This window comes from Agromyces sp. NPDC058126, assembly GCF_042884595.1.
Taxonomy (GTDB): Bacteria; Actinomycetota; Actinomycetes; order Actinomycetales; family Microbacteriaceae; genus Agromyces.
This window is the reverse complement of the sequence record NZ_JBHVTS010000001.1, coordinates 267,661-283,976: the sequence shown is the minus strand read 5'-3', so window position 1 is coordinate 283,976 and position 16,316 is coordinate 267,661. Positions and strand designations below refer to the sequence as shown.

The window sequence follows — 16,316 nt, the reverse complement described above, 5'->3', positions numbered from 1 at the left end:
AACCTGACGTTGTACGGTGAAGCCATGCCGAGAACCGCCGAGCGCACTCCGCTCAGTCGTGACCGCGTGCTGCAGACCGCACTGCAGCTCGCCGACCGCGACGGCCTCGACCGGCTCACCATGCGCGCCCTCGCCGACGAGCTCGGGGTCGAGGCGATGTCGATCTACTACCACCTGCCCAACAAGCCGGCGATCCTCGACGGGCTGATCGAGCAGGTCTTCGCCGAGATGGCGGCCGAGACGGGCGGCTTCGCGCCGCCGTCGACGGACGCCTCGAGCTGGTCGGCGACGCTGCGCTCGCGCATCCTCGGCGCGCGCCGGGTGCTGCTGCGGCATCCCTGGGCCCCTGCCCTCATGAACGTGCGCGGCACCCCGGGCAGCCTCGCGATCGCCTACGCCGACGGCGTCGTCGGCATCATGCGCGGCGGCGGGCTCTCGCACGACCTGATCCACCACGGGCTGCACGCGATCGGCAGCCGCATGTACGGCTACGTGCAGGAGCTCAACGACGACAACGCCGCCGAGCCGCCGGCCGACCCCGCGCAGTTCGCCGCCCTCGCCCCGCACCTCGCCGCGATGCTCGCCGACGTCGTGCATGACGACCCCGACTCGACCCTCGGCTGGTGCGACGACCAGACCGAGTTCGAGTTCGGGCTCGACCTGCTGCTCGAGGGCCTCGAACGCCGTCGCCTCGCCGAAGCGCGCTGACGCGCGCCCGCGCGCTGCACGCCGCCGCGCCCTCGGCTCCCTAGGCTGTGCGAGTGACCTCGGCACCCGAACCCACCCGGCCGTCGCTCGCGAAGCAGTTCCTCTGGGCCGGGCTCGCCGTGGGCGTCGGAGTGCCGCTCTGCCTCGGCGCGTGGATCGGCCTCGTGCTCGCAGGAGACCGACTCGGCTGGAGCCTCACCGCCGATGAGGTCTTCTCGTGGCTCGTTGCCGCCCTCGTCGCGCTCCTGCTCTGGCCGATCGCGATCCGCGGTGCGCAGCGACAGCTCTGGCACTTCCGCGGCAGGCCGCCGGGCGAGCCCGTGCGCTGGGGCAGCGAGCCGACCGCGCCCGTGCCGAAGGAGTCGCCGGCCGCCGGGGAGCGCTGGGCGCGTGCGGCGATCATGACGATCGGGGCGGCGAGCCTCCGATGCTCGCGGTCGTCGCCCCCGTGCTCTGGGCGACCGAGCGCCGCATCCGGCGCCGCGCCCGCAACGATCCCGGCCGTGCGCGGCTCGAACTCGCGCAGAGCTGGTACCTGGGAGCGGCGCTCGCCTGGGTGATGTGCGCGATCGTCGGGTTCCTGATCGGATTCATGATCCTGCGGTACCTGCCGTAGGCATGGCACAGCCCGCGGACGGCACCGATCGCGTGCCGCCCACAGGCCGGGGCTAGGCGGCGAGCCGCCCCACCGCACGCGCCCGGATGAGCACCGCCTGCCCGTCGCTGTATGCGACGGGCAGCTCCTCGATCGCGACGACCTCGACCGTCGCCGGGTCGGCGCCGGCGAGGCGCGCACGCTCGAGGGCCTCGGCCGAGGCGTCCTCGCGAGAGGCCCGCCGGTCGGCGTGCGCCCCGGCGAGCCGGTAGATCTTCTCGATCTGACCGGCGACCTCGCCGAGCGCGGCGCCGACGGCGTTCGCCGCGCCGAAGTGGTCTGGACGGATGAGCGTGCCGACGCCGTCGAGCTCGTCGGGGGCGATGATGCTGCCCCCGCCCACCAGGATCACCGGCACGGGCGCGGCATTCGGCTTCATGCGGTCGATCGAGTCCTCGAGGAGCTCGCGGATCGCCGCCCACGCGGCGCGCCCCTGCCCGGGATCGACCGAGGGCGCCTCGATGCCGTCGATGCGCACCCCGCCGACGGCGAGGGCGACGTCGGTCGCCGTGAGCGTCGAGCCGCCGAAGGCGAGCGCCTCCTCGGGCAGCCGGTAGCCGACGCTGTCGGGACCGAGTGCAATCCTGCTGCCCGAGTCCGACGGCTCCGCACGCACGATCGTGCCGCCGCCGAGGCCGACGGAGAGCACGTCGGGCATGCGGAAGTTGGTGCGGATGCCGCCGACCTCGACCGCGTGCGCGGACTGCCGCGGAAAGCCGTCGACGAGCACGCCGATGTCGGTCGTCGTGCCGCCGATGTCGACGACGAGCGCATCGCTCGCACCAGAGAGGTGCGCCGCGCCTCGGATCGAGTTCGTCGGCCCGCAGCCGATCGTGAGCACCGGGAACTCGAGCGCGTACTCGAGCTGCATGAGCGTGCCGTCGTTCTGGCCGAAGTACGGCGTCGCCTCGATGCCCCGCACCTGCAGCGCGGCGACGAAGCCCGTCGCCATCTGCTTCAGCGTCCGCATGAGCGCGGCGTTGAGCACCGTCGCGTTCTCGCGCTCGAGCAGGCCCAGCGAGCCGATGCGCGCCGACCGGGAGACGGGCACGCCGAGCTCCTCGACGACGATCTCGGCGACCCGCTCCTCCTGCCGTTCGTCGATGGGCGAGAACACGCCGACGACGGCGACCGCGTCGACCTCGCCGCGCATGCGACGGCAGGCCTCGCGCACCTCGTCCTCGTCGAGCGGGGCGAGCACCCGGCCGTCGACCTCGTAGCCCCCGGACACGAGGAAGGCGTGTTCGCCGATCGCACGCCGCAGGTCGTCGGGCCAGCCCTCGAGCGGCGGCACCGCCGTCGTCGCGGGAGCACCGAGTCGCAGGATCCCGACCCGGCCGAGTCCGCGCCGCTCCACGATCGCGTTCGTGCAGTGCGTGGTCCCCAGCATGGCGTGCGTCACGAGCGACGGGTCGATGCCGGACGCCTCGAGCACCGCATCGATCGCGGCGGCCACTCCGTCGCCCGTGTCGGTCGTCGTGGGGCGCTTCACGGATGCCACGACGGCGAGCCGCTCGTCGAGCACGACGGCATCGGTGTTGGTGCCGCCGACGTCGATGCCGATGCGGTACCCGCCTGCGCTGCTCCCGGCCATCACGCGGCCTCCTTCCGTTCGAGCCGACGTTTGGCGATCTCCTCGACCGGCTGCCAGTCGACGTCGTAGCCGAAGTGGGCGGGGCCGGCGTTGTCGAGCCCGACCGGGGTGCGCCACTTCTCGTGGCAGGGCATCGCGATGACCGCGACACGGGCGCCGTACCGCAGCGCCTCCGTCGTGATCGGCCGACCCGTCGCGAGGTCGAGCACCGAGATCAGGTCGGGGGTCACCGCCGCGAGCTCGCCGTCGCGCCGGGCGAGCAGCATCTCGTTCTGGAAGTCGAGCCGGAACCGGCCGCCGCGGTCGACACCCACGCCTTCGAGCTCGGCCGCGCCGCGGGTGAAGCCGCCCTCCACCTGCCGCTGCAGGTCGGCGATCTTGCCGTCGAAGAGCCGAACGCCGCCGAGCTCGGCGCAGAGCGCGTCGATCTTCTCGTCGTCACGGAGCTCGACTCCGTCGGCCCCGCGCCCGAGCAGGATTCCGCCGATCCGCTTCGCCGCGGTGAGCGTCGCGGGGATCGCGCACTCGCGCACGACGGCACCGCCGTAGGCGTAGTCGATCATGGTCGCGGCGCCGCCCATCTCGACGGTCGCGGCGCGGGCGAGCCGCTCCGACCAGGCTCCGTCGACGGGGCGAGTGACGACCTCGTTGCCGTGGTGGTCGACGAGCACCGTCGCGCCCGGCCCGTAGCCCGCGAGGTGGAAGGTCACCATCTGCGCCTCGGGGAACGCCCGGCCCATCGCGTCGCCGTCGACGACCGGCAGCCCGGCGAGCGCCGCGGCGGCGATCGGGATCATCGAGTTGCCGCCGCCGACCTCGATCGGCATGACCGCGGTCGGCACGCGCCGGGTCGCGCCCTCGATGGCCCGGAGGGCGGCGATCAGCTCGGATTCGGCCTGGATGCGCTCGACGCTGACCGAGGGCGCTCCGATCCCGCCGATCGGCACGACGAAGTCACCGTCGCCGAGGTCGTCGACGTCGATCATGCGCACCGGACCGTGCAGGCGGATGAGCCGCTTGGCGATGAGCGAGCCGACGTGCGGGTCGCCGCCGCCGCCGGTTCCGAGCACGGCCGCGCCGAGTGCGATCGCGTCGATGTCGGCCTCGGTGATGAAGCGCTCGCTCATGCGGTCACCTCGCCGTTCGCACGGGCGGTCGCGCGTGGCTTCTCGGCCCCGCTCGGCTCGTCGTCCTCGGCAGCGGCGGGCGCCGAGGCATCCTCGCCCGTCGGGGCGGCGCCGGGCAGCTCGCGCTGCCGAAGCGGGGCGAGCGCCAGGTAGACGACGAACCCGGCGAGCAGCCCGTCGAGCGCCGAGATCGTGGTGATCGAGGCCCAGCCGAAGCCGAGGCCGTCGGCGGGGTTCGTGGTCGCGAGCGCGACGAAGATGCCCGCGGCCCAGGCCACGACCGCCCAGACGTCGACCGTCGGCACCGCGGCTCCGGGAGTGAAGCGCGACCCGCGCCGGCCGGTGAGGTACGCGGCGAGGTAGACCCCGCCGTACGGCGCGATGATCACGCCGATGGCGAGGATGAACGGCACGAAGAAGTCGGCCGCCCCCGCGACGGCGATGACGATGCCGACAGCGCCGCCGACGATGGTCAGCGTACGTCGGTTCAGTCGACCGCTGATCGACGAGAAGCTGAGCGCCGCCGAGTAGATGTTGGTGGTGTTCGTCGTCCACTGCGCGAGGATCAGCACCACGACGGCGACGAGTCCGAGGCCGAGCGTGAAGTAGATCGTCATGAGCTCGGACTGGTCCATCACTCGGGCGAGCAGGATCGCGACGACGATGATGATCGAGTTGCCGAAGAAGAAGCCGACGAAGCCCGCCGCCATCGCCTGGCGCGGCGACTTCGCCCAGCGGGCCATGTCGGGCGCCGAGACGACGCCGAGGATGAAGATGCCCATGACGAGCGACACCGCGCCGCCGAAGGTGATCGTCGTCTCGACGGGCGAGTCGAGGCCGCCCGCGCCGAAGGTGGCGAACGCGACCACGACGCCGACCACGAGCAGCAGGAGCAGCAGCGGGACGGCGAGCGTGCTGAGCCGCGAGATCGACCGGTAGCCCCAGAGCGCGGTGAGCACCATCAGCACGCCGCCGATGGCGGTGAACAGCTGCACCGGGACCTCGAGCCCCGTGAGCTCGCTGAAGGCGATCTGCGCATTGCTGCCGAAGAAGCCCGCCTGCACGGCGAACCAGCCGAGCAGGCTCACGGCGAGGGCGATCGCAAGGACCGCTCCGCCGATCTTGCCGAACACCGCGCGCGAGAGCATCGCGGTCGACAGGCCGGTGGCGGCGCCGACGTAGGCGCACGCCATCGCGAGCAGGCCGAGCAGCAGTGAACCGGTGACGGTCGCGGTGATCGCCGGCCAGAACGGCATGCCGGTCGCGAGGGCGACGCCGAGGAAGGCGCCGGAGAGGTCGATGCCGATCGCGATCCAGACGGCGGCGATCGAGATCCAGCTCTTGCGCTGGTCGGCGGGCACAGCTCCGTGCTCGTAGTCGGTGGATTCCATGAGATGTCTTTCGAGGAGACCGTCGCGAGCGCCCGCTTCGATGACGGGCGACGGGTCGGCGGTGATGGGGGTGGGGGATGCCTCAGGCTGCGAGTGCGGCGGCGAGGTGTCGCCAGGCGCGGTCGAATCGCTCGCGGTAGACCGCCGGCTCGTAGTGGGTGAGCTGGAGGAACAGACCGTCCATGATGACGAAGACGAGGGCGGTGAAGCCCTCGGCGTCGCCGGGGGCGAACGCGCCCGCGGCCACGCCGTCGTCGTACGCGGCGCGCACGGCGGCGGCGAGGGTCGACTCGGAGTCGAGGAAGATCTCGCGCAGGTTCTGGCCGCCCGGTCCGTACTCGGCGACGGCGGCGCGCAGGCTGAACTCGGCGAGGTCGGGTCGATCGCGGTAGTACGCCTCGATGCCGCCGAGCAGATGGCCGAGGCGCTCGAGGGGCGGCAGTTCGCCGCTCGCCCGGGCGAGTTCGTCGAAGAACGCGGTGTGCTCGACGACGACCTCGGCGTAGACCGCCTCGTACAACGCCTCCTTGCTGGGGAAGTGCGCGTACAGCGAGGGCGTCTTGATGCCGACGGCCCCGGCGATCTCGCGCAGGCTGGCCTCGGCGTAGCCCCGGCGCCCGAAGACCACGCGGGCTTCGGAGAGGATCTGTGCTCTGGTCATTCCGCCTGCCTAACGATCATTAGTTAGGCAGACGATAGCCTGCGTCGCCGGCCGCCGCAAGCCCTGCGTCGTTCGACGACGAGGACCCGGGGCGATGCCCCGGGTCCTCGGTATCCCGCTGCTCCCGCGCGTCAGCGCGGCCCGATCATCGGGGCGACAGCGTGCCGTGACGGTCGCCCGATCCGTCGACGCGCAGCGTCACCCGCGTCTCCCCCTCGCCGGCGAGCGGATCGTGCTCGTCGACGATGAGCACGAAGGATCGCTCCTCGCCGCCCGGCACCCGTCCGACGCCGGTGACGCTCCACCAGCCCTCCGCCGACTGCACCAAGCCGAGCCGCTCACCGGTGAGGATGGGTTCACCCTCGGGCGTCGTCACCGAGAGCCCACCGACGGCGCCCGGAGCGTCCGCCGTCTGTTCGAGCGAGAGATCCACCGCGAGCTCCCCCGCGCCGTCCTCGAGCTCGACGATGCCCTCCGTGGTGACGCGCTTCGCCTCGGCGGCGTCCTGCGGGCGGGTGGGCATGCCCGGCGATCGACGGAGCGCCTCGCCCGCCGCGGCCCCGGTCGGTTCGCCGTCCTCGAGCGCGAGCTCGCCGTTCACGAACACCAGCTCGACGCCCTCCGAGTACTGCTTCGGCTCCGGGAAGGTCGCGCGATCGATGATCCGCTCGGGATCGAAGACCGTGAGGTCGGCGGCCATGCCGGGGGCGATGAATCCGCGGTCCACCATGCCGAGCATGGTCGCGGGAAGCCCGGTGATCTTGCGGATCGCCTCCTCCCAGCTCAGCACGCCCTGCTCCCGCACATAGCGCCCGAGCACGCGCGGGTAGGTGCCGTAGTGGCGCGGGTGCGTCTCATCGGACTCCGTCGCGCCTCCGTCGGAGGAGATCGCCAGGAAGGGATCGGTGAGGAACGCCTCGAGGTCGTCCTCTGAGCCGATCTGCATGACGCACGGGATGTCGCCGCCGTGTTCGGCGAGGGTGCGCATCACCGCCTCGCCGATCGTGACGTCGCCGTACTCGACCATGAGGTCGGCGAGCGAGGCGTTGCCGAGCACCGGGAACGTGATGTTCGCGGGCTCGCCCACGTCGTCGACGACGAACGCGCTGACCTCCTGGTCGATCCGCGCCCGTGAGGCGGGGTCGTCGAACCGGTCGAGCATCGCCTCGGTGCCGCCGTCCTGCGCCCAGCCCGGGATGTAGAACGAGAGGCCCGTCGAGGCCGCCGTGTACGGGTACACGTCACCGCCGGCGAGGCGTCCGTCCGCCCGGGCGTCGGCCTGGAGGGCGAGCATCTCGGCCGAACCGCCCCAGTTGCCGGGCCCGGCGACCTTCATGTGCGTCGCCTCGGCCATGAGGCCCGTCGCCGCTCCGATCCGCAGGTTCTCCTCGACGGCCTCGACGGCGTGGTTGGTCTCGTCGCGCATGTGATCGGAGAACATCGCACGCCATCCGGCGAGGTCGCCGATCGCCGCCGCCACCTCATCCGTGGTGGAGTATCGCGCCGGGAAGTAGCCGAGACCGCTCGACACCCCCCACGCGCCATCCGACATCGCCTGCGCGAACATCGCCTGCATCCGCGCGGACTGCTCGGCGGTGGGGCGCACATCGGCTTCGCCGACGACCTCGGTCCAGACCGTGTTGAACCCGATGTACGGGGCGAGGTTGATCGCCGTGTCGATCCCGTCGAGCTCGTCGAACTGCGCAGCGATGTCGGCGCGGCCCATTCCGTCCGGCCCGATCGCCTCCGTGGTGACGCCCTGCGTCAGCGAGCTCTTCGCGTCGGCGAGCGCGTCCAGCTCAGCATGCGAGTGGAGGTCGATGAATCCGGGGGTGACGTAGCGGCCGCTCGCATCGACGGTGCGGTCGGCGTCGACGCCGTCGAGGTCGCCCACGGCCACGATGCGCCCGTCCCGCACGCCGACGTCCGCGAGCCGGCCCGCGCTGCCGGTGCCGTCGAACACGGTGCCGCCCGCGATGACGACGTCAAGCCGCCCCTGCGGCGCCGCGGTGACCCCGCCGTTGTTCGCCCCGAGCCACACGCCCGCGGTGATCGCGACCGCGGCGACGACGACGAGTGCGCCGACGAGGAGGAGCACGCGCCGTGCACCCTTCGACGTGTCACCCGAGCTACCGGCGGTCGCCGTCTCGGTGCCGGAGCGTGATCCGCTCCGCGCCGCCTCCGGATCGTTGTCTGGTTGCCCCATTGCATCCCTTTCGTCTCATCTGATGCCGGCCGGTGCCGACCGGCGGTGGTGGTGGTCGCGCCGCCTGTTCGACTCAGCGCACGCTCTCGAGGAAGTTGCGGGTGCGCTGCCGCTGCGGGCGGTCGAGCACCTCCTCTGGCCGGCCCGCCTCGACGACGACGCCGCCGTCCATGAACACGACCTGGTCGGCCACGCCCCGGGCGAAGCCGATCTCGTGGGTGACGACGATCATCGTCATGCCGTCGCTCGCGAGCTCGCGCATCACGTCGAGCACGTCGCCCACGAGCTCGGGGTCGAGCGCCGAGGTCGGCTCGTCGAAGAGCATGAGCTTCGGGTCCATCGCGAGCGCGCGGGCGATGGCGACGCGCTGCTGCTGGCCGCCCGAGAGCTGCGAGGGGTAGTGCCCGGCGAAGTCGGCGAGGCCGACGCGGTCGAGCAGCTCGAGCGCGCGCGCCTTCGCCTTCGCCCTCGGCACTCCGGCGATGCCGACCGGCGCCTCGGTGATGTTCTCGAGCGCCGTCAGGTGCGGGAACAGGTTGAACTTCTGGAACACCATGCCGATGTCGCGGCGCTGCCTGGCGATCTGCCGGGGCGTCATCTCGTGCGTGGCGTGGCCGGCCTGCCGGTAGCCGATGAGCTCGCCGTCGACGAGGATGCGCCCGCCGTCGATCGACTCGAGGTGGTTGATGCAGCGCAGCAGCGTCGACTTGCCCGAGCCCGAGGGGCCGAGCAGCACCGTGACGGTGCCCTCGGGCACCGCGAGCGAGACGTCGCGGAGCACCTGGTGGGCGCCGAAGCTCTTGCGCACCCGGCGGATCTCGACGAGCGGCCGGGCCGCGGCCGCGTCTCCCGCGGTCGGAGCGGCGTCGGTGGTGGCGATGGTGTTCATACGGCGCTGACCGCCTTCGTCTCGGGCGCGGGCTCGACGGCCCGGCGGGTGGTGATCGTCGCCCGCAGTCGCTGCCACGGCGTCGGCGGCAGGCTGCGGCTCGAGCCGCGCCCGAAGCGGCGCTCCAGGTAGTACTGCGGGATGGAGAGGATGCTCGTCATCAGCAGGTACCAGAGGCTCGCGACGATGAGCAGTTCGACCTGCTTGAGGTTCTGCGACGAGATCACGGTCGCCTGCGTGTAGATCTCGAGCACCGCGATGACCGAGAGCAGCGAGGTGTTCTTCAGCATCGAGATGGTCTCGTTGCCCATCGGCGGGATGATGACGCGCATGGCCTGCGGCAGCAGCACGCGACGGAAGGTGTAGAGCGGAGACATCCCGAGCGAGAACGCGGCTTCGCGCTGGCCCTCGTCGACCGACAGCATGCCGGCGCGCACGATCTCCGAGGAGTAGGCCGCCTGGTTGAGCGTGAGCGCGAGGAGGCCCGCGACCATCGCCGTGATCAGCACGTTCGTGTCGACCTGCCAGAACACGATGTCGGTGAACGGGATGCCGATGGTCAGCTTCTCGTACAGCAGCCCGAGGTAGCCCCACAGCACGATCTGCACGAGCAGCGGGGTGCCGCGGAACGCCCACACGTAGAACCACGCGACGGTCGAGAGCACGGGATTCGACGAGAGCCGCATCGCCGCGATCACGATCGCGAGGAGCGTCGAGACCACCATGGCGATCAGCGTGATCACGAGCGTCAGCACCACGCCGTCGAGGATGCGCGGGTCGACGAGGAACTGCCCGATCGCGGCGAAGTCGATGTTCGGGTTCGTCAGCACCGAGGCTGCGAACCCGGCGGCGAAGAGCAGCACGACGGCCGCGCTGATCCACCGCCACGGGCGGCGCAGCGGGATCGCCCGCACGTCGTCGTCGGTGGCATCCGGCGCGGGGGCGACGCCCCGGTCTGCGGGCGCGGCGGGCGCCGCCGGTGCGGTCGTCATTCTGCCGCCCCCTGGTTCACCTCGGCCGACTCGACCGCGTAGGCGGCGATGTTGTTGCGCTCGAGCACCTCCTGGTAGGTGCCCTCGTCGATGAGCGCCTGCAGCGCGCTGCGCACCGCCTCGACGAGCTCGGTCTCGCCCTTGAGGATGCCGATGCCGCTGTAGACCGGGTTGAACCCGGCGGGGTTCTCGGGGTCGCGCACGACGTCGAACGCCTCGCCGTCGTCGGTCGTCGCCGCGACGTACTCGGCGACGACGGCGTCGGCGACGTAGGCGTCGCTCTTGCCCGCGCGCAGCGCGGTCTGCGCGTCGAGGTCGCTCGGCAGCTCGGTGACGGTCACCGGGTCGCCGTCGCAGTGCATCGCGCGCAGCAGCTCGCCCTGCACGGTCGCCTTCTGCACCGCGACGGTCTTGCCGCAGAGGTCCTGCTGGGTGCTGACGCCGACCTCGTTGCCGGCCTGCACGAGGATCGCGAAGCCGCCGTGCGTGTAGTCGACGAAGCTCACCGTCTCCTGCCGCTCGGGCGTGTCGTTCATGCCGCTCATGATGAGGTCGTTCTTGTTCGCCTGCAGCGACGGGATCACCGAGTCGAAGGCCTGCTTGTTGAGCGACACGTCGATGCCGAGCTTCTGGCCGAGGAGGCGCCCGAGTTCGGGGTCGAACCCGACGGGGCGGTTCGTCTCGTCGTACATCGCCATCGGCGGGAACGGGATGTCGAGGGCGATGTCGAGGCGCCCCTTCTCGACGATCTCCTCGGGCAGCAGTGCGGTGAGCTTCGCGTCGACGGTCGTCGAGACCTCGTCGCCGGTCGGAAGTTCGGGGCCCTGGGCTGCGGAGGCGCCCGATCCGGCGCCCGAGCAGCCGGTCAGGGCGAGGGCGAGGGCGGCCGCGGCGGCCGTCGCGCCGACGAGGGTGGTGGTGCGTGCGTTCATCGGTGACTTCCTTGTCGTGGGGGTGGGACGGGTTGTCGGTGGGTCGAGAGGGCGGGCCGGATGCCTCAGGCGAACGCCCGGGCGTCGGTCATCGCCGGCGCGTGGGTCGCGAGCAGGTCGTCGTAGCTCTCACGGCGGGCGACGAGCCGGGCGTCGCCCTCGCGGGCGAACACGATCGCGGGCTTGAGGGCGCCGTTGTAGTTGTTCGACATCGTGTAGGCGTAGGCGCCCGTCGCGGCCATGACGACGAGGTCGCCGACGCGGGCGGGCGGCATGGGGGCGCCGTCGACGAGCAGGTCGCCCGACTCGCACTGGCGGCCGACGAGCTGCACGGTCTCGGTCCACGGTTCGTGGAGCCGGTCGGCGACGATCGCCTCGTAGCGCTGCTGGGTGAGCGCGATGTCCATCTGGTCGGCGAGGCCGCCGTCGACGGCGACGAAGGTGCGGCCGGTGCGCTTGACCGTCGTGACCCGGTAGAGCGTGACGCCGGCGCGGGCGACCACCGAACGGCCGGGCTCGATCATGAGCTTGGCGTCGGCCGGCAGATGCGCCCGCGCTGCCGCGACGATCGAGTCGAGGTAGGCGCCGACCTCGGGCGCCTCCTCCTCGTAGGTGTAGGCGATGCCGAGCCCGCCACCCACGTCGTAGGTGCCGAAGGTGCCGACCCCCGAGATCTTCTCGACGGCCTCGGCGAACTGCGCGACATCCAGGATCTGCGAGCCGATGTGCAGGTGCACGCCTTCGAAGCGCATGAGCGGGTGGGCCTGCATGCGGGCGATCGCGCGGGCCGCCTGGTCGATCGGCAGGCCGAACTTCGAGTTCAGCCCGCCGGTCGCCTGCGAGGCGTGCGTCTTCGCCTCGACACCGGGGATGACGCGCAGCAGCAGGCGCTGGGGCCGTTCGAGCAGGCGCTCGAGCCGGTCGAGCTCGTCGTCGTTGTCGACGATGATCGCGCCGATGCCGGCGTCGAGCGCCATGCGCAGCTCGGCATCGGTCTTGGCGTTGCCGTGGAAGTAGAGGCGCTCGGGGTCGACCCCCGCGGCGAGCGCGAGCCGCAGTTCGCCGCCGCCGGCGACGTCGACCGCGAGGCCCTCCTCCTCCGCGAGGCGGTACATGCCGACCGCGGGCAGCGACTTCGAGGCGAAGAGCACCTCGGAGTTCGGCCAGCGCTCGCGCAGTCCGTCGATGAAGCGGCGGATCTGGCGCCGCAGCCCGGTCTCGTCGTAGACGTGCAGCGGGGTGCCGAATCGCTCCGCGAGCTCGGTGACGGCGACGCCGCCGATCTCGAGGACGCCGTCGGCGTTCGCGGTCGCCTCCTCGGGCAGGATCCGCCAGAGTTCGCCGAGGCGTGTGCCGTCGGGTGCGGGCCGGTCCGTGGTCATGCTCTCCTCCTTGTGCGCGGCGTCTTCGCCGTCGACGGTGGCCAGCCTAGGAAGATCGATCGCGCGTGTGGTTGTCGATCTCGGATAGATTCGCAGGGTGGATGCAGGGATTTCTCCAAGCGGTGTGCTGCGCGGCAACGGCCCCCGAGTGACGCTCGCCGAGCTCGTCGAACAGCTGGGCCCTCGCACCGCGACCCCGATCGGCGCGCCCGGCACAGGCGTCATGGTCAGCGGCACCGAGTTCATCGACATCGTCGACGAGCTGACGGATGCCCCGGGCACGCTGCTGCTCGCACCGTCGACCGCCTCGCTCTCGACCGCCCGGCTCGCGGCCATCGCCGCCGCAGCCGCCGAGCAGGGCGCCGCCGGGCTCGCCGTCAAGTGCAGCGCCGAACGGGTGCCCGCGCTCGCGGCGATCGCCGACGCGACGGGGCTGACGATCGTGCGGATCGCGGACCGCATCAGCTGGCGCCTCCTCGACGCACAGCTCACGCACCTGCTCGGCGAGGCCGACTCCTCGATCGCAGGCCCCCAGGACCGCGGCGCCGAGCCGTTGTTCGCCATTGCGAACGAGCTCGCCGAGTTCTTCGGCGGCTCGGTCGCCATCGAAGACCTGAGCCGCAACATCCTCGCCTACTCCTCGGTGCCGGGGCAGGTGATCGACGCGCTCCGCACCCACGGCATCCTCGCGCGGCAGGTGCCCGCCTCCCCCTACAACGACGACCAGTACCGCACCGTGTTGCGCTCGGACCGCCCGATCAAGTACCCGCGCCTCGGCGACGAGGAGCCTCGGGTGGCGTTCGCGATCCGTGCGGGTGCCCTGCCGCTCGGCTCGATCTGGGCGATCGACGCCTCGGGCGAGGCGCCGACGACGCCCGAGCAGGAGGAGCGGATGCGGCGGGCGAGCGCCCTCGCGGGCGCCCACCTGCTCGATGACCTGCGCGCCCACGCGACGAACCAGCGCCCCCGCGAGGACCGCCTGCGCACCCTGCTCACCGGCATCGAGCTCACCGGCACCGAGTTCGCCGAGCTCGGCATCGACGAGGAGCGCGGCGCCGCCCTCCTCGGCATGGAGGTGCCGGGCGCCGGCCCGACGGCGATCGCACAGCTCCGCTCGACCGTCATCCGACACCTCGTGCTGCACAGGCCCGACGCCGTGGCCGTCGCCCATCGCGGGCGCGTCTACGCGCTCTTCGCCGCCGGCTCCGTCGACGAGGCGGTGCGCTCGGCCGAGCCGCTGCTCCCGCTCGTCGACCGCCTCGTCGGCGACGGCGTCCGCATCGCCGTCGCCGGGCCCGCCCATCGCTCGGGCGACGTCGCCGGCGCGCGCGAGCTCGCCGACCGCCTGCTCGAGACGGCCGCGCGCGCGGCCGACCCTCGCTCCGGGCGCATCGTGACGGCCGCAGGGCTGCGTCCGCAGCTCGTGGTCGAGCGCGCCGCCGAGCTCTTCGCCGCGGCGCCCGAACTGCGCGACCCCGCGATCGACGCGCTCGACGAGCATGAGGCGACGGCGGCGATCGCCGAGACCGTGCTCACCTGGCTCGAATGCTTCGGCAACGTCGCCCAGACCGCCGATCGCCTCGGCGTGCACGAGAACACCGTGCGCCACCGGCTGCGGCGCGCTGGCGAGGCGCACGGCCTCCGCCTCGAGCACCCCGACGACCGCCTCGCCGCGTGGCTGCAGCTGCGCGCCTTGGCGCGCTGAGCCCGCGACCGCTCGGGCATCGCCCCTGCATGACCGGCCGGGGCGCTCAGCCTGCGAGCGGTTCCCCGGCGACCTCGCGGATGAACCCGATCACGTGCTCGCGGAGCGCCTCGACGCGGCGGTCGCGGGCCGCCTCGACGTCGAAGCCGAGGTACGCGACGGGCGGGCGCTTGCGCGCGTTCGCCGAGCACTGGAAGTCGGCGCACACGAGTGTGCCGACCGTGTCGCCCTTGCGACCGGCGGCTCCGGCCCGACGGACCACGAAGAAGAGCACGTCGTTCGGCAGGTGCACGTCTTCGCACCACGAGCACTGCGGTCGAGAGCGCGGCCGGCCCTCGGCGCGCTTCAGCATGACGCCGACGAGGTCTCCGCCGATGGGCGCCACGACGTAGGCGACGTTCGGCAGCTTGCGGTCGCGCCAGCCGAGGAAGTCGCGGCGATCCCAGTCGAGCTCGGCGAAGTCCGCCGGCAGGCTGAGGGCGGCGCGCTCGCGCACGCTGGCGTTGATGAACGATGCGCGGATCTGCGCGTCGGTGATGGGGAGCATGGAATCTGAACCTGTCCTGTTCGCCGCCGAGACGGGCGGCACGCTGAAAGGGGGATGACCGGTCGCGGGCGCGACCGACCGCGGCCCGCGGCGTCGAACGCCACCGGCCGAGGGCGGGGTCACCTCATCGCGGCGCACGAAGCGCCCGCGACCCCCTCACGCCCGCGCACGACGGCGGGCAGATCAGCACGATTCACAGTGGGGCAGCCTACACGCCGGTGCTGCGCCTCCCCCTCGACCGCTGCCGGCCACCGGCGTATCGTGGCCGCCGAAGGAACAAGGGGGGTTACCGATGGCCGAGCTCTCACCCATCCAGCCGTGCCTGTGGTTCGATGACCAGGCCCGCGAGGCGATGGAGTACTACGTCGGGGTCTTCCCGAACTCGCGCATCACGCGCATCGACGAGTATCCCGACGAATCACTCGACGAGCACTTCGCGGGCATGTCGGGCAAGGTGCTCAACGGGCAGTTCACGCTCAACGGGGTCGATTTCGTCTGCCTCGACGGGGGGCCGCTGTTCACCTTCAGCGAGTCGATCTCGTTCGTCGTCTCCTGCGCCGACCAGGCCGAGATCGACCGGTACTGGGCCGCGCTCTCGCACGTGCCCGAGTCGGAGCAGTGCGGCTGGTGCAAGGACCGCTTCGGCGTCAGCTGGCAGGTGATCCCGGCGAACATGGGCGAGCTGACCCGGCGGCCCGAGCAGATCCAGGTCATGATGCGGCAGAAGAAGGTCGTGATCGCCGAGCTCGAGAACGCCTGAGGCCGCGCCTACTCGATGGCGGGCACCCCGGCGTCGTCGGGCACCCATTCGAGCAGGTCTCCGGGCTGGCATTCGAGCACCCGGCACATGGCGTCGAGCGTGGAGAAGCGCACGGCCTTCGCCCGCCCGTTCTTCAGCACCCCGACGTTCGCCGGCGTGAGCCCGACCCGCTCGGCGAACTCGCCGACGCTCATCTTGCGCCGCGCCAGCTCGACGTCGATGCGCACGACGATCGGCATCAGATCACCTCGTCGAGGTCGGTGCGCAGCACGGTCGCCCGCCGCAGCAGCACGCGCATGACGACCATCGTGAGCACGACGACGGCCCCGATGAGCACCATGCCGGTGAGGAGGATCGGCAACCCGGGGTCGCGCAGTTCGGGCGTGTTGTGGATCACGACGACGAGCGTGGCCGCGAGGCCCGCGAGCAGCAGCCACCCGACGGCCATCGCCCAGACGATCGCGTCGACCCAGCGGAAGGCGCGCTCGCTGAAGATGCGGTCGTCGCGCACGAGGTCGAGCAGGCGCCAGATGCAGACGATCACGACCTGGAAGCATGCCGCCTCGAGCACGGCGACGACGAGCATGAGCCACGGCAGGGCGCCGCGTTCAGGGTGTTCGGCGGCCATGTGCGAGAACTGCCCGGGCAGGCTGAGGAGCTGCGCCACGAGGAGCCCTGCGAACACGAGCACCAGCAGCACCTTGAGGGGCACGACCACCCGATCGATCTTCGTCATGGATCGACTCTCGTTGATTATCGATCGATTG

At 71.9% G+C, this 16,316-nt stretch carries 16 protein-coding genes; 4 read left to right on the top strand and 12 right to left on the bottom strand.

Going from position 1 to position 16,316, the window contains the following annotated elements:
* Positions 1 to 24: 24 nt before the first annotated feature.
* Positions 25 to 708 (top strand): TetR/AcrR family transcriptional regulator, encoded by a 684-nt coding sequence (locus ACFVTR_RS01275; RefSeq protein WP_387034215.1) that lies wholly within the window; start codon positions 25 to 27, stop codon positions 706 to 708.
* Between the two features lie 53 nt (positions 709 to 761).
* Positions 762 to 1,268, top strand: coding sequence for a hypothetical protein (locus tag ACFVTR_RS01270; RefSeq protein ID WP_387034214.1), 507 nt, complete (start codon positions 762 to 764; stop codon positions 1,266 to 1,268).
* A gap of 108 nt (positions 1,269 to 1,376) precedes the next feature.
* Here the strand turns inward: ACFVTR_RS01270 and ACFVTR_RS01265 are convergent, their stop codons facing one another.
* The 9 genes from ACFVTR_RS01265 to lysA form a co-directional block, all read right to left on the bottom strand.
* Entirely contained in the window at positions 1,377 to 2,957 is a 1,581-nt protein-coding gene (locus ACFVTR_RS01265) for a hydantoinase/oxoprolinase N-terminal domain-containing protein (protein WP_387034213.1), read from the bottom strand.
* Positions 2,957 to 4,084, bottom strand: a complete 1,128-nt coding sequence (locus ACFVTR_RS01260; RefSeq protein WP_387034212.1) for a DUF917 domain-containing protein — start codon at positions 4,082 to 4,084, stop codon at positions 2,957 to 2,959. The genes ACFVTR_RS01265 and ACFVTR_RS01260 overlap by 1 nt, the downstream gene beginning before the upstream one ends.
* Positions 4,081 to 5,475 carry a cytosine permease gene (locus ACFVTR_RS01255; protein ID WP_387034211.1) on the bottom strand — a complete coding sequence of 465 codons (1,395 nt, stop codon included), beginning with the start codon at positions 5,473 to 5,475 and terminating at the stop codon, positions 4,081 to 4,083. Before ACFVTR_RS01255 ends, ACFVTR_RS01260 begins: the two co-directional genes overlap by 4 nt.
* Before the next feature lie 82 nt (positions 5,476 to 5,557).
* A complete protein-coding gene (locus ACFVTR_RS01250; protein ID WP_387034210.1) occupies positions 5,558 to 6,136 on the bottom strand; it encodes a TetR/AcrR family transcriptional regulator in 579 nt (192 codons plus the stop codon).
* Between the two features lie 145 nt (positions 6,137 to 6,281).
* Positions 6,282 to 8,234 carry an amidohydrolase family protein gene (locus tag ACFVTR_RS01245; RefSeq protein ID WP_387034209.1) on the bottom strand — a complete coding sequence of 651 codons (1,953 nt, stop codon included), beginning with the start codon at positions 8,232 to 8,234 and terminating at the stop codon, positions 6,282 to 6,284.
* Between the two features lie 181 nt (positions 8,235 to 8,415).
* A complete protein-coding gene (locus ACFVTR_RS01240) occupies positions 8,416 to 9,231 on the bottom strand; it encodes an amino acid ABC transporter ATP-binding protein (protein ID WP_387034208.1) in 816 nt (271 codons plus the stop codon).
* Positions 9,228 to 10,223 (bottom strand): amino acid ABC transporter permease, encoded by a 996-nt coding sequence (locus ACFVTR_RS01235; RefSeq protein WP_387034207.1) that lies wholly within the window; start codon positions 10,221 to 10,223, stop codon positions 9,228 to 9,230. Before ACFVTR_RS01235 ends, ACFVTR_RS01240 begins: the two co-directional genes overlap by 4 nt.
* A complete protein-coding gene (locus ACFVTR_RS01230; RefSeq protein ID WP_387034206.1) occupies positions 10,220 to 11,155 on the bottom strand; it encodes an ABC transporter substrate-binding protein in 936 nt (311 codons plus the stop codon). Before ACFVTR_RS01230 ends, ACFVTR_RS01235 begins: the two co-directional genes overlap by 4 nt.
* Positions 11,156 to 11,220: 65 nt before the next feature.
* The gene (lysA, locus tag ACFVTR_RS01225) at positions 11,221 to 12,537 is read right to left on the bottom strand and encodes a diaminopimelate decarboxylase (RefSeq protein WP_387034205.1); all 1,317 of its coding nucleotides are present in this window, start codon (positions 12,535 to 12,537) and stop codon (positions 11,221 to 11,223) included.
* A 97-nt stretch (positions 12,538 to 12,634) separates the two neighbouring features.
* Between lysA and ACFVTR_RS01220 the strand changes: the two genes are divergently transcribed.
* Positions 12,635 to 14,242: a PucR family transcriptional regulator gene (locus tag ACFVTR_RS01220; RefSeq protein WP_387034204.1), complete on the top strand. Its 1,608-nt coding sequence runs from the start codon at positions 12,635 to 12,637 to the stop codon at positions 14,240 to 14,242.
* Positions 14,243 to 14,288: 46 nt separating this feature from the next.
* Here the strand turns inward: ACFVTR_RS01220 and ACFVTR_RS01215 are convergent, their stop codons facing one another.
* Positions 14,289 to 14,789 carry an FBP domain-containing protein gene (locus tag ACFVTR_RS01215; RefSeq protein WP_387034203.1) on the bottom strand — a complete coding sequence of 167 codons (501 nt, stop codon included), beginning with the start codon at positions 14,787 to 14,789 and terminating at the stop codon, positions 14,289 to 14,291.
* 292 nt (positions 14,790 to 15,081) lie between these two features.
* Here ACFVTR_RS01215 and ACFVTR_RS01210 point away from each other — a divergent pair, with 292 nt between their 5' ends.
* Positions 15,082 to 15,549, top strand: coding sequence for a VOC family protein (locus tag ACFVTR_RS01210; RefSeq protein WP_387034202.1), 468 nt, complete (start codon positions 15,082 to 15,084; stop codon positions 15,547 to 15,549).
* Between the two features lie 8 nt (positions 15,550 to 15,557).
* Here the strand turns inward: ACFVTR_RS01210 and ACFVTR_RS01205 are convergent, their stop codons facing one another.
* Positions 15,558 to 15,788: a helix-turn-helix domain-containing protein gene (locus ACFVTR_RS01205; RefSeq protein ID WP_387034201.1), complete on the bottom strand. Its 231-nt coding sequence runs from the start codon at positions 15,786 to 15,788 to the stop codon at positions 15,558 to 15,560.
* Positions 15,788 to 16,285, bottom strand: a complete 498-nt coding sequence (locus ACFVTR_RS01200; RefSeq protein ID WP_387034200.1) for a DUF2975 domain-containing protein — start codon at positions 16,283 to 16,285, stop codon at positions 15,788 to 15,790. Before ACFVTR_RS01200 ends, ACFVTR_RS01205 begins: the two co-directional genes overlap by 1 nt.
* Positions 16,286 to 16,316: the final 31 nt, after the last annotated feature.